Below are 12,450 nucleotides of genomic sequence, written 5' to 3'. Positions count from 1 at the left end.
TTTTCGTGGGCGATGCGAAGATCGCCTCCATCGGCGTGCGGGTGAAGCGTTGGGTGACGCTGCACGGTGTCAGCCTCAACGTGGCCCCCGACCTCGCGCACTTCTCCGGCATCATGCCATGCGGCTTGCATGACACTGAGGTCACGAGCTTGGCGGCGCTCGGCGCCGAGACGGACATGTCCCGGGTCGACGCGGCGCTCAAAGAAAGTTTTGCGCAAATCTTCATGCGCCCACGCTAATGGGTCGGCAGCACCGCGAAGCCTGAGGGCGGCGCGCCGCCCTCGTCCGTGACCGAGACGCTTCTAACCTTGGCGTCGGGTGGGCCATCGGCGCAGCGCCGCAACATCTCGTCGACCTGGGATGGAGCCCCGGAGAACACCGCCTCGACACTGCCGTCGCGGCGGTTGCGCACCCAGCCGCCGAGACCAAGGCGGCGCGCGACCTGTTCCGTCCAGACGCGGTAGTAGACGCCCTGCACCCGGCCTTTGATCCTGACCGTGACGGTCTTCACGCCGCGTCCTTACGAAAACTCCAGGATCACCGCATCAACATTCAAGCTGTCGCCCGGCTTGGCGAGGACCTTGGCGACCGTGCCGTCGCGTTCGGCCTTGAGCACGTTCTCCATCTTCATCGCCTCGACGACACAAAGTGTATCGCCGGCCGACACGTCCTGGCCTTCTTCCACGGCAAGCGACACGACAAGCCCCGGCATCGGACAGAGTAGATACTTGGACATGTCCGGCTTTTCTTTCACCGGCATCAGCGCCAGATAGCCCGACTCACGCTCGGTGTAGACGCGGACCGGAACCTCCACGCCTTGATAGGTAAGGTGGACGCCGTTGAGGATTGGGCGCACCTGGACCGCCACCTCTTCGTCGTCGACTGTCCCTTCCCAAACGGGGTCGCCAAACCACCAAGGCGAGTCGAGCACGATCTCCCGCGCCTTCTCGCCCTTCCCCTCGCCGCCCACTGTCACGGTCATGGGATAGTCGCGTCCCGAAACGCCGACGCTGACAGGCTGATCGCCAAGATCAACCACGCGGGAATCGGTGAACTGCACGGGCTCGCCAGACATTTGCTGGGTAATCATGCGGCGCCGGTTGTTGGACAGATAGTCGACACTGGCTGCAACCGCCGCCAGCACGTCGCGAACGTGGCCCTCCGGCACTGGCGGGTGAAAGCCGTCCGGAAATTCCTCGTCGATGAACTTGGTGGACAGACGCCCTTCCCGCCACCGCTCGTTCCGCATCAGCACCGCGAGGAACGGGATGTTGTGGCGGAACCCGTCGATGGCGAACGCATCGAGTGCCCACCCCATCTCCTCGATCGCCTCGATACGCGTCGGCGCATGTGTAACGAGCTTGGCGATCATCGGATCGTAATAGACAGAGATCTCGCCGCCCTCCTCCACCCCGGTATCGAGGCGGATGGTAACGCCGTCTTCGGTCCCAAGTTCAGGCGGACGAAAGCGCACAAGCCGCCCCGTGGACGGCAGGAAGTTCCGCACCGGGTCTTCCGCATAGATGCGCGACTCGATGGCGGAGCCGGTGAGCGTCACGTCTTTCTGCTTGATGGACAGCTTCTCGCCCGCGGCGACCTTCAGCATCTGCTCGACAAGATCGAGCCCCGTCACGAGCTCCGTCACCGGGTGCTCCACCTGCAGGCGGGTGTTCATCTCCAGAAAATAGAAGTTCCGGTCCTTGTCGACGATGAACTCGACGGTCCCCGCCGTGTCGTAATCGACGGCCTTGGATAGCGCGACGGCTTCCGCGCCCATCGCCTCACGCGTCTTTTCGTCGAGGAACGGGCTAGGTGCCTCCTCGATGACTTTCTGGTTGCGTCGCTGAATGGAGCACTCACGCTCGCCGAGATGAATGACATTGCCGTGCTTGTCGCCAAGCACCTGAATCTCGATATGCCGCGGCTCTTCGATGTACTTCTCGATGAACACACGATCGTCGCCAAAGCTCGACTTCGCTTCCGACTGCGATGAGGCGAAGCCTTCGGCGACTTCATCGCTGCTATAGGCGATGCGCATGCCCTTGCCGCCGCCGCCGGCCGACGCCTTGATCATCACGGGGTAGCCGATGTCGTCAGCAATCTTCACCGCCGCCTTGGCGTCCTCGATCACGCCGAGATGGCCCGGCACCGTCGAGACCTTCGCCTTGGCTGCGAGCTTCTTGGACTCGATCTTGTCGCCCATGGCCTCGATGGCCCTAGGGTTCGGACCGACAAAGGCGATGCCCGCCTTCTTCAGCGCCTTTGCGAACGCGGCATTCTCCGACAAGAAGCCGTAGCCGGGATGAATCGCGTCGGCCCCCGTCTCCTTGGCGGCAGCGATAATCTTATCCATGACGAGATAGGACTGCGCCGCAGCGGCGGGACCAATCCCCACCGCCTCGTCGGCCATGTCGACATGGAGGGCGTCGCGGTCAGCCTCCGAATAGACAGCCACCGTCTCAATTCCGAGCCGCTTCGCGGTTCGGATGATACGGCAGGCGATTTCTCCGCGGTTGGCGATCAGCAGTTTTTTGAACATCAGGTCCCGGCCCGTTTTTGTTGGAGTTTTCTAGAGGCAAGCCGGAGGCGAGTAAACCAGCCAGAGGTCGCAAGTCCCCTTGGCAGCCTTTGCGGCCGCTTGGCGCCCTGGAGGCTTTACGGGTGCGCCTCCCTGCTTCCGCCAGATCGGACGCCTGTGCGTCTCGTTCGTTCAGTATTGACTGAACGTACTAGAAGGACTATTTGTCACTTATGGCAGATAAATCCGAAGACGTAGTCATTGAATTCGTTGAGCAAATGGGCCTGATCCTCCAGGGTGAGGGTCTCCCCCGCATTGCTGGCCGCATTATGGGCCTCATGATCATGCATGGAGGCCCCTTCAGCCTGACCGAGCTGGCTGAGCGTTTGAGTGTCAGCCGCGCGAGCATCAGCACGAATACACGGTTGTTGGAGGAGTTGGGTGTCATAGAGCGAACCGCCACGCCGGGCGACCGGCAGGATTATTTCAGGCTGAGCCGCCAGCCTTACGCGCGCATGTTGCGTGGGGTTGTCCGCCGGATGCGCCGCGCACGCGAGGTGGTCGAAGGCACCCAGGAGTCGCTTCCGGAGGACATGTCGGAGACCCATGAGCGGCTCGAGGAGTTGGATGCCTTTTATGAGGCGCTCATTGAGAGCTTCCTGAATGTCATCGATGAATGGGACGCCGAACGGCAAGGTTCGGCACGCCACAAACGGGCCTCCGCGCGGCCATCCGCGTGACCCCAAGCAGGTGCAAAGCAGCGAGAACGAGTTGGAGCGTTAGGCTTTGAAAAAATCATACATCATCGCTGCGGTGTTGACGCTCGCCCTCACGGCGTGGGTGCTTGGCGGCTATTTCCTGAGAACCGTTGGTAAAGAGGCAGACGGCACCACGCCAGTGGCCGATGCCGCTCCGACCATGCGAGTTGCGGTTCGCACGCAAGAAGCCAAACCCGTATCGCAAATCGTCGTCGCACAAGGGCAAGCCGAGCCGAACCGGACCGTGACCGTGCGCGCCGAGACCTTGGGACAGATCGCCGAGATCTTGGCCGACGAAGGCAGCACTGTTGCGGCCGGCGATGTCATCGCCAGGCTGGAGCCGAACGCCCGCGAGGCGCGGATCGAACGCGCAAAGGCGCGACTGCGCGAGCAGGAAAGCGCATACGAAGCAGCGCAGGCTCTTGGCAAGAAGGGCTACCAGACACAAAGACAATCGGACCAAATCTACTCGTCGTTACAGACCGCGAAGCACGAGCTTGAAGTGGCGATGATCGAGCAGGAGCGCCTAGACATCAAAGCGCCGTTCGAGGGAGAAGTGCTAACGGTTCCTATCGAGCTCGGCGCCTATGTCGACGTGAATGGTGAGGTGGCGACAATTGTCGACAATCACCCCCTCGTCGTCAGTGTTCAGATCACCCAGCAGGACATTACCGATCTGAAGGTCGGTCAGAAGGCAACTGTCACCTTTGCGACCGGTCAGAAGGGTGAAGGAAAGATCCGCTACATCGCCGCGCGCGCGGACGAAGGGACGCGGACCTTCCGGGTCGAGATCGAACTTCCCAATCCGGACGGCGCAATTCCGTCCGGCATCAGCGCCGAGGCAAGGATCCCCACGGGATCGGTGATGGCGCAATTCGTTTCTCCGGCCGATCTGTCCCTCAACGAGGCAGGCAAGCTCGGCGTCAAGACGGTCGGCAAAGACAGCCGCGTCGTCTTCCATGAGGCGTCCATCGTCATGTCGGACGCCAGCGGTGCTTGGGTGATCGGCCTGCCGCCTCAAGCGCGGATCATTACGCTGGGTCACGGCTACGTGCAGATCGGCGAGCAGGTCCAAGTCGCCGAGGAACAGGGCAGCACCGGCATGGACGGTTCGAAAGAGGCAGCGGCACGTTTGACAACGCGCCGTGTCGACGAGCCGACGGCCGCTCAATGAACGGCATCATCGACGCCGCTTTTGCGCGAACGCGTACGGTCGCGCTCGCGTTCTTCATGATTATCGTCATGGGTGCGGTTGCCTATACGACCATCCCCAAGGAAGCCGAACCGGACATTCAGATTCCGATCATCTACGTCTCGATGACGTATGAAGGCATTTCGCCCGAAGATTCCGAGCGACTCCTGATCCGCCCCATGGAGAAGGAACTCAAGTCCATCGAGGGCATCAAGGAGATGCGCTCCGTGGCCAAGGAAGGCTACGGATCCGTCACGCTCGAATTCGATGCAGGCTTTAATCCCGATACAGCTCTCGAGGACGTGCGCGAGAAAGTCGATATTGCTCGCGCCGAGCTACCTCCTGAGACTGACGAACCCCGGGTCAACGAGGTCAACGTCGCCCTCTTTCCCGTCATCACGGTCGGCTTGTCTGGCAATGTACCCGAACGCACCTTGGTGCGCATTGCGCGCGATCTGCGGGACAAAATCGAAGCCCTTGGGGGCGTACTCGACGTCGATATCGGCGGTGACCGGGAAGAGTTGTTGGAGATCGTCGTCGATCCGATGGTGCTTGAAACCTACAACGTTTCCTTCGCCGACGTGTTGACCACAGTCAGGCGCAACAACCGGCTGGTCGCAGCGGGTGCATTGGAGTCTGCCGCCGGCCGCATGGTGCTTAAGGTTCCAGGTGTCATCGAAGAAGTTCAGGACATACTGAATCTCCCGATCAAGGTTGTCGGCACCACGGTGGTCAAGTTCAGCGACGTCGCTTCGATTCGCCGCACCTTCAAAGACCCGCAAGGGTTTGCGCGCGTCGGCGGCAATCCGGCCTTGGCGCTGGAAGTCAAAAAGCGCGTTGGCGCAAACATCATTGAGACAATCGAAGAGGTGCGCGCTGTCGTTAAGGAGGAACAAGCCTCTTGGCCGCCGGGCGTCCAAGTCAGCTTCATGCAGGACAAGTCCAAGCAAATTCGCGACATCCTGAGCGATCTTCAGAACAATGTGCTCGCCGCGATCGCGCTGGTGATGATCGTCATCATCGCCGCCATAGGCGTGCGGTCGGCCATCTTGGTCGGGTTGGCAATTCCAGGCTCGTTTCTTGCCGGAATCCTTGCCATCTCCTTGATGGGCCTCACGCTTAACATCGTCGTCTTGTTCAGCCTTATCCTCGTTGTCGGCATGCTCGTCGATGGTGCCATCGTCACCACGGAACTCGCCGACCGAAAAATGCAGGAAGGCAAAGACCGCAAACAGGCCTATTCGGAAGCGGCCAAGCGTATGGCATGGCCGATCGCCGCCTCGACCGCGACAACTCTGGCGGTGTTCCTACCATTGCTGTTCTGGCCCGGCATCGTCGGGGAGTTCATGAAGTTTTTGCCGATCACGGTTCTCGTAACGCTGGCGGCCTCGTTGACGATGGCGCTTGTGTTTATCCCCGTGCTCGGCGGTATTTTCGGCAAAACAGACAAGGGGGACGGCAGTCTGCTGCAGACCATCCGAGCTGCCGAAGATGGCGACCTGAACAAGATAGGCGGCGCGGCCGGCGCTTATCTCAACACACTCAAGCGGCTTCTTGCCCACCCCGCCAAGGTTCTGTGCGTCACCGTGGCTCTTCTGATCGGCACTTACACCGCATTCGGCATGTTTGGCCGCGGCGTTGAATTCTTTCCTGACGTCGACCAAGACATTGCCCAGGTCCAGGTTCGTGCGCGCGGCGATTTATCAGTCACGGAAATGGATGCCGTCGTGCGCAAGGTCGAGACGCGGCTCCTCGGCATGCCGCACTTCAAGACTGTCTATGCAAAGACGATCGGTTCCGGGGCGCCGCCGTCGCAAACCGGATCGGCCGAGGACGTCATCGGTGTTGTCCAGTTTGAATTGACCAATTGGCGTACCCGCCCGAGAGCCTCGGAGATACTCAAAGAGGTACGTACCCGTACGGCTGACATTCCAGGCGTTATCCTCGAGGTACGCAAACAGAAAGGCGGACCCACGGCTGGCAAGCCGGTGGAACTACATGTGACGTCTCGCGATACAGAGAAGATGCCGGATGTCGTCACGAAGCTACGCGCAGAAATGAATAAGATCGGCGGGTTCGTCGATGAGCAAGACAGCCGGCCGTTGCCCGGTATCGAGTGGCGCCTCAAAGTCGACCGGGAAAAGGCCGCGCGCAACGGGGCCGATGTCGCCGTGCTTGGCGAAGCCGTGAGCATGCTCACCAATGGGATCTTCGTTGCCGAATACCGGCCGGACGATGCCGACGAAGAAGTCGATATCCGCCTGCGCCTCCCCCTCGCCGAGCGCAATCTCGAACAGCTCAATCGGCTGCGCGTGCCAACCGATAAAGGCCAAGTTCCTATCGGCAACTTCGTGAGCTTCGAACCGGCCCAGAAGATTGGTAATTTGAACCGCACCGACGGCCGCCGCGTGCTCGAAATTCAAGCCGATGTGGCCGAGGGACTGCTGGTCGACGACCAGGTGCGTAAACTCAAGACTGCGGTCGCCGAGACCGACTTGGATCCTACGGTAACCGTGCGCTTCAAGGGTCAGGACGCGGACCAGCGCGAGGCGGGAAACTTTTTGATAAAGGCCTTCTTCATCGCCATCTTTATGATGGTCGCGATTCTGGTCACGCAGTTCAACAGCTTCTACCAAACCGCCCTCGTGTTGAGCGCGATCGTCTTCTCCACGGCCGGCGTCATGATTGGCCTGTTGGCGACCGATCAACCGTTCGGCATCGTCATGTGCGGCATTGGAATCATCGCGCTCGCCGGCATTGTCGTGAACAACAACATCGTTCTGATCGACACCTACAATGACTTGAGGTCACGGGGCCAACCGGCCAAGGAAGCCATCCTGCGTACCGCTGCGCAGCGTATGCGCCCTGTCCTGCTGACGTCCATTACGACGGTTCTCGGCCTCATGCCGATGGTCTTCAGTCTTAGCATCGACATTATTGGCCAAGACGTCTCCGTCGGAGCGCCGTCGACGCAATGGTGGACGCAGCTCTCAAGTTCTATTGCCGGCGGGTTGGCATTCGCGACGATGCTGACACTCGTGTTAACGCCCTGCCTCTTGATGTTGGGAGACAATGTCGCGGTGTGGTGGCACGGGCGCGCAGGCCGGAAGGCTCAACGCGTCAGCCGCAAGGGCCGGCCGCAGGCCGCGAGCTGAGCGCGGAACTCAGTCCCCGAAACCGAGAGAGTTGGTGGAACCTGCACCCGTGTTGCTGTCGCGCGAGGACGCGGCAACGCTCTGGCTGAGGCGCTTTTTCTCGGGCGGCGGTTTCGGAAAACCATCCACACTGCCAAAGACGGCCTTGGCTTGCATGCGATCGAGACCGTAGAGGTCCTTGAAGGTCGAGACCTTCCCCTCCTCATCCACCACCGCCGTGAAATAGGTCGTGTGGACCGGAGGCTTCTTCTCCATGCTCACCGCTTTGTTGACGCTCTTGTTCCAGAACTTCTTGACGTCGCTCTGTGGCAGTTCCTGATCCTCGGCCAACATCACTGCTGCGAAGGCCTGCGGCTTGGACATGCGCACGCAGCCATAACCAATGTCGCGCTTATCCTCTTTGAAGATCTTGCGCCGTGGCGGAAGCGTGTCGTGCATATAGACCACGTGCTTGTTCGGATAGAGGAACTTGGCCTTGCCGAGCACGTTCTTCGGGCCCGCTTTCTGCCTGAAGGTGAACTTGTGAATGTTGGTCCGCTGCCAATCGATCTTCTTCGGATCGATCCGCTTGCCTCGATAGCTCACGCTGATCTTGTTGGACTTGAGAATGTCGTAGTACTTGCGCTTCAACGCCGGCCAAAATTTCTCCTTTAAGACCGTCGGAGGCGCGATCCAATCGGGATTGAAGACGATCGTCTCCATGTCGGCGGAAAACACCGGTGTGGGATTGCCGATGGTGCCGACCAGTGTCTTGTCCTTGAAGACCGTCTCTCCATCCTTCACCACGTAGAGCATGTACTCAGGCGTGTTGAGCCACACATAGAGCGGCCCGAGCTCCTCGGGCATCCAACGCCAGCGCTCCATGTTCATGAGGAGCCGCCTGATGTCGGTTTCCTTCGGCTCGTCGGCCTTCCGGGCCTCGATCAACGCATCGCGCAGACGGTCGAATTGCTCGTGGGCCGGGTGCAGCGTTTGCAGATAGATGTCCGGGGAATCCGACGCGGCGATATCGGCCATGACAATCTTGGGGTCGCGGAAGGGCGGCGACTGATCGAACAAGTCGCTAATCTCCGACGGCACGTGCTCGCCGCCGCTCGCCAGCCGCGCATATTTCAGAATGGCGAGATCGAGCGTGATCTGGGCAAGGGCCTGGGCCTCTGCTGTCGCCAGCTGCACATCGGCCTCCGGCACGGTGAAGTCGTCCGCTTTGAGGCCCCAGTCGTCGGCCTTGCCGATCTCGCGTATGGCCGCCTTCCCTTTGGTCGACAGTCCCGTCTCCGTGACCCACAAGGGTGGCTCGCCCCAAGCACGATAGAAGGCCTGAAGCCCAGCGACGTCCTCATCGGCCGCGTCCTTCGTGACCTTCGGATCAGTCAGCTTTTCCCGGATAATCGTCACGGTCGGATGCGCGGGCACTGGCGGCAGGTCGGCAGCCTCAGCTACTTCCTCCGGTTCGCCTTCGTCCGGCTCGTCTTTCGCCGTGTCAGTCTCTTCCTCTGAGTCCGTCTCGGAGGCCGCCTCAGGCGCCGGCGTGGGCGAAGACACGGAGGGGGAGACTGCAGGTTCTGGCGGCTGCGTCGCGGCGGTGTCCGACTCCCAGGGAAGCTTCCGCAAAGGCGGCACGGTCTGCGTCTCCGCGCGCGCGGCCGCCAAGGCCCCCAGGCAAGCAGCCAGGGCCATGCAGCACGTCATGGCGATGAGGAAATATCGACGCAAACTCCCACCCCCCAAGAGATCGCCGAAAAATCTACTCGAGACATAGCCTTTCGGCCACCCCTTGAAGCACTAGCCGAAGGCGGTCGGCCCGGCCCCTTGCGGCATGGCCTCAGCCCGGGACGGGGTCGTGTTGAGGACCGCGGCGAGTTCGTCGAGGGCCACGAGAATGTCATTGAGAGCGCCGGCCACCTCCTCGGCCTGCGCGGCCGCGAGGTCGTCCGTAAAGGAATAGCCGTGCAGAATTTCGAGGGCCCGCTCCAAGAAGCGGATCGACTCCTCGTGCTTCTTGATGTGGTTCCGGATCGCCAGTTCGTGCCAATCGAGCACCCGGGCCACCAGATTGGCGTCCCCTTCGGCCTTGCGCTTGGTGCGCGAACGTAAGGCCGCCAACCGTTCCCCAGCGCGCTGCTGATGGGTGACGCTCGCCTTGCGGGCGGCAATGTCGTCGCGAATCGCCTGTTCGATCAGCCGGCCCACATCCATCGTGGCCAGATCCTGCTCGGCGTGGATCACCAGGCCCAGCTTGTCGGCGATGATCTCGATTGCGCCGCCATCGAAATTGTCGGGCCGCGGCGGGTCGATTTCGCCGGTCTCGTCGTAGCGGGTCCGGCGACCCTTATCCGACAGCACCGAATAGGCCAGAACCAGCGTGTTGAAGGCTTCGACGGAGCCTCCGCTGTCCGGATGCGCCGACTTGGCCTTCTTGCGATAGGCTTTGTGGATGTCCTTTGGGGCCGCGGTCCGCTTCACGCCCAAAGTCTTGTAGAGATCCGTCACCGGCTTCTCCCCCGCCGCAAGATACCGTTCAGCCGCCCTCCCCGTCTTGAGGTCAGCCGTCCGTATAACCCTCTCATGAAGATGGTTTGTGTCTTGCTAATGGCAGGGCCCGGCCCCAGACGCTATGAGAGCGCGAGACCGGAAATCCGGCCCGCGCCCTTACCGTGAAGGCCTAGAGATAGATGAGCTTCAGCAGCCGCCGACCGGCCGGAGAACGAAGCTCCCTCAGGTCGATCGTGCCGTCATCGTCGGGATTGGCGAGCACGAACAGCGCTTTGACGAGCCTCTTGTACTCTCTCCAGCTCAACGTGCCGTCGTCGTCCGGATCGGCCGCCCTGAGGCCAGCCGCGCTGAGGCGTCCCCTGAGCTCGGCAGCGTCGAGCGTACCGTCCCGGTCGGGATTGATGGCCTTGAACACCCTCTTGGCGCCCCTGAGAGCCTCTCTCATGTCGATGGTGCCGTCATTGTCCGGATCGAGGACCCGAAGCGCCGTGGCAGAATCGACGGCGGACGCCGGCGAACCGGCCAAGAAAAACGTGCTGATAGCGATTGCAAAAGTCAGTGCAAATTTGTGCATTTTGGGGGGCTCCTTAGTCTCTTCATCGAGTCGATGCAGCTGGAACTTAGAGCAAAGCAACGGGCCCAGCTGGCAATGTCTATAGGAACATTGGTAATAATCTCAAGACTGCCTGTGAATAAGTCTTGGCCACTGAGAGTGAATAAGACGCAAAGCAAAACTTTGCATTACCTGAGAAAGGCGCCGCTCTTGATTATGCATTTGGCAACAGACCGGCGGGCAGCGCCGCGCGATCCTCGTTCCGACGACTATTGGACCTTCTCGAGCTTGTGCCCCCAGCGCTGGGTGGCGCGCTGGTAGCTCACCAGGCCCGAATTCACGAGCGTGGCGACGCATCTCTGCGACAGGCTGGGTCCGGCTTTGTCCATGCATTTGCGCAAGGCAGGATCGTCGACGGCATAGGTCGAACAGAACCGCTTGTAGTCGTTCCGGCAGGCGCCTTTTATGGCTTTCGAATATTGGGCAACCGACGGCACTACCATGGCCAGCAGCGCGGCAACAAACACAAAAGCGGAAAGCCCTCTTGGACGCATTCTCGTCACTCCAATGTTGCCCCGGCACGGCCTATCCGACATCTAGGATCGAGGCCTTGCCGCATCAAGGACGGCCCATAGGCGCGCGGGCAAAATGTGGAGGATATGCTACTGGGCGGCCGGTCCGATCTCTTTCGCCTTGGTCAAGAGCTCCCGCAGGGACTGCCGGCAATAGGGCGTAAGGCCCCCACCGCTCCGCGCCATAATCCGTAGGCCCTCGTTCTTGTCGGCAACCGCCTTCTTCTGGAGGCTCTCGGTGTTGATCGAGGAGTCTTTCGCCAGGAAATAGTCTTCGATCTTGTCGATCGCCGCCTCGGCGGCGTCGGCCTCGGCCGTCGAGAGATGCTCCTTTACCTCGCACTCGAGGACGATCTCGAACTCAGCGTAATAGTTCTTGAGCGAGGACGACAGGCTGACGGCGAACGCGCTCCCCGACAGCAACACGGCACAAACGGCCAGACTCCACCCCCACGCGCCAAGACGCATCGTTACCCCCTCGAAGGTCAGCATAGATTGAAGGCCGCTAATTATACGAGGAGCGGTTAACGCGCAATTGCAGCGCAGCAACACTTGGGAAGAGAATCTTGGCGGGTCCCGCCTTCGGGCCGGCCCGGCTCAGTCGGCGACGCAATCCTTGTAGGTCACGTTGTCATCCGAGCCTTCCGTGACGAAGGCCGTCTTGCCCTTGGACCAGAACTGGATGCTCTCGTCGGCGTTGGCGTACCGGGTCCCGGACCCCGAGATGACTTGCGGAAGCGCCAGCTTGCGCCCGTCGTGGAAGGTGAGCGCCACCTCGTCAGACGTGTACATCGCCACGATGGATTTGCCCCCGGCGCACTCGTAAGTGACCGTCGTCTCCACCGGCCCTTCGGCAAAGGCCGGGCCAGCCAGCAGCCCGGCAATCGCGACACCGGCAAGCGTCATCACTCTGTTCGTCATGATTCTGCTCCTTACGACACGACCGCCGCACTAGCGGAACCATCGTTGCACGTTTCGTGCGGGAACTATGTCCTACTGCGTGGGATATGTATCCCGAAACGTCCTTCGAATGCCAAAAGTCTCAAGGCACATCCTCTGCCGCGTTTCTGACCGGCGATCAGTGGGGCTCTTGGGACGGACGTTTGGTCGTCGGCATCATGGGCATCGGATTCGGTGGAACACCGGTCGGACAGCGCATCGACGTAATCAGACTTTCGGAGGACGGCAAGTCTGCCGAGGAAGTCG

The 12,450-nt window shown here is 61.0% G+C and carries 12 protein-coding genes and 1 pseudogene; 5 read left to right on the top strand and 8 right to left on the bottom strand.

The genetic code is table 11. The features are described from left to right. Positions 1–239, top strand: a pseudogene (locus tag ABY454_RS10780) (lipoate-protein ligase B); the annotation flags it as partial. On the opposite strand, the gene ABY454_RS10775 reads toward ABY454_RS10780, so the two are convergent. Together ABY454_RS10775 and ABY454_RS10770 are read right to left on the bottom strand one after the other, a co-directional pair. Beyond that, entirely contained in the window at positions 236–511 is a 276-nt protein-coding gene (locus ABY454_RS10775) for an acylphosphatase (protein ID WP_372930574.1), read from the bottom strand. The pseudogene ABY454_RS10780 and the gene ABY454_RS10775 sit on opposite strands and share 4 nt — an antisense overlap. 9 nt (positions 512–520) lie before the next feature. Beyond that, on the bottom strand, positions 521–2,539 hold the full coding sequence (locus tag ABY454_RS10770) for an acetyl-CoA carboxylase biotin carboxylase subunit (RefSeq protein WP_372930572.1): 2,019 nt from the start codon (positions 2,537–2,539) through the stop codon (positions 521–523). Positions 2,540–2,751: 212 nt separating this feature from the next. On the opposite strand from ABY454_RS10770, the gene ABY454_RS10765 reads away from it, so the two are divergent. The 3 genes from ABY454_RS10765 to ABY454_RS10755 are packed head-to-tail and all read left to right on the top strand — an operon-like array spanning position 2,752 to position 7,623. Continuing rightward, complete coding sequence (locus ABY454_RS10765) at positions 2,752–3,258, top strand: GbsR/MarR family transcriptional regulator (RefSeq protein ID WP_372930570.1); 507 nt, start codon at positions 2,752–2,754, stop codon at positions 3,256–3,258. A 46-nt stretch (positions 3,259–3,304) separates the two neighbouring features. Beyond that, positions 3,305–4,450 carry an efflux RND transporter periplasmic adaptor subunit gene (locus ABY454_RS10760; RefSeq protein ID WP_372930568.1) on the top strand — a complete coding sequence of 382 codons (1,146 nt, stop codon included), beginning with the start codon at positions 3,305–3,307 and terminating at the stop codon, positions 4,448–4,450. Then, a complete protein-coding gene (locus ABY454_RS10755; protein WP_372930566.1) occupies positions 4,447–7,623 on the top strand; it encodes an efflux RND transporter permease subunit in 3,177 nt (1,058 codons plus the stop codon). The genes ABY454_RS10760 and ABY454_RS10755 overlap by 4 nt, the downstream gene beginning before the upstream one ends. 9 nt (positions 7,624–7,632) lie before the next feature. On the opposite strand, the gene ABY454_RS10750 is transcribed toward ABY454_RS10755, so the two are convergent. From ABY454_RS10750 to ABY454_RS10725, 6 genes are all read right to left on the bottom strand, one after another. Further along, positions 7,633–9,339 (bottom strand): L,D-transpeptidase family protein, encoded by a 1,707-nt coding sequence (locus ABY454_RS10750; protein ID WP_372930564.1) that lies wholly within the window; start codon positions 9,337–9,339, stop codon positions 7,633–7,635. A gap of 69 nt (positions 9,340–9,408) precedes the next feature. Beyond that, positions 9,409–10,116: a DnaJ domain-containing protein gene (locus tag ABY454_RS10745; RefSeq protein WP_372930562.1), complete on the bottom strand. Its 708-nt coding sequence runs from the start codon at positions 10,114–10,116 to the stop codon at positions 9,409–9,411. Between the two features lie 172 nt (positions 10,117–10,288). Continuing rightward, on the bottom strand, positions 10,289–10,693 hold the full coding sequence (locus tag ABY454_RS10740) for an EF-hand domain-containing protein (RefSeq protein WP_372930560.1): 405 nt from the start codon (positions 10,691–10,693) through the stop codon (positions 10,289–10,291). 248 nt (positions 10,694–10,941) lie between these two features. Further along, positions 10,942–11,199, bottom strand: coding sequence for a hypothetical protein (locus ABY454_RS10735; RefSeq protein ID WP_372930558.1), 258 nt, complete (start codon positions 11,197–11,199; stop codon positions 10,942–10,944). Positions 11,200–11,334: 135 nt separating this feature from the next. Next, the gene (locus ABY454_RS10730) at positions 11,335–11,712 is read right to left on the bottom strand and encodes a hypothetical protein (RefSeq protein WP_372930556.1); all 378 of its coding nucleotides are present in this window, start codon (positions 11,710–11,712) and stop codon (positions 11,335–11,337) included. A 129-nt stretch (positions 11,713–11,841) separates the two neighbouring features. After that, on the bottom strand, positions 11,842–12,165 hold the full coding sequence (locus tag ABY454_RS10725; RefSeq protein ID WP_372930554.1) for an MliC family protein: 324 nt from the start codon (positions 12,163–12,165) through the stop codon (positions 11,842–11,844). An 86-nt stretch (positions 12,166–12,251) separates the two neighbouring features. Here ABY454_RS10725 and ABY454_RS10720 point away from each other — a divergent pair. Next, positions 12,252–12,450: hypothetical protein (locus tag ABY454_RS10720; RefSeq protein WP_372930552.1), on the top strand; the 199-nt coding region annotated here is incomplete at its 3' end.

The organism is Methyloceanibacter sp. (assembly GCF_041573655.1).
Classification (GTDB): Bacteria; Pseudomonadota; Alphaproteobacteria; order Rhizobiales; family Methyloligellaceae; genus Methyloceanibacter.
The sequence above is the reverse complement of the archived record's forward strand: the minus strand, read 5'-3'. Positions and strand labels throughout refer to the sequence as shown.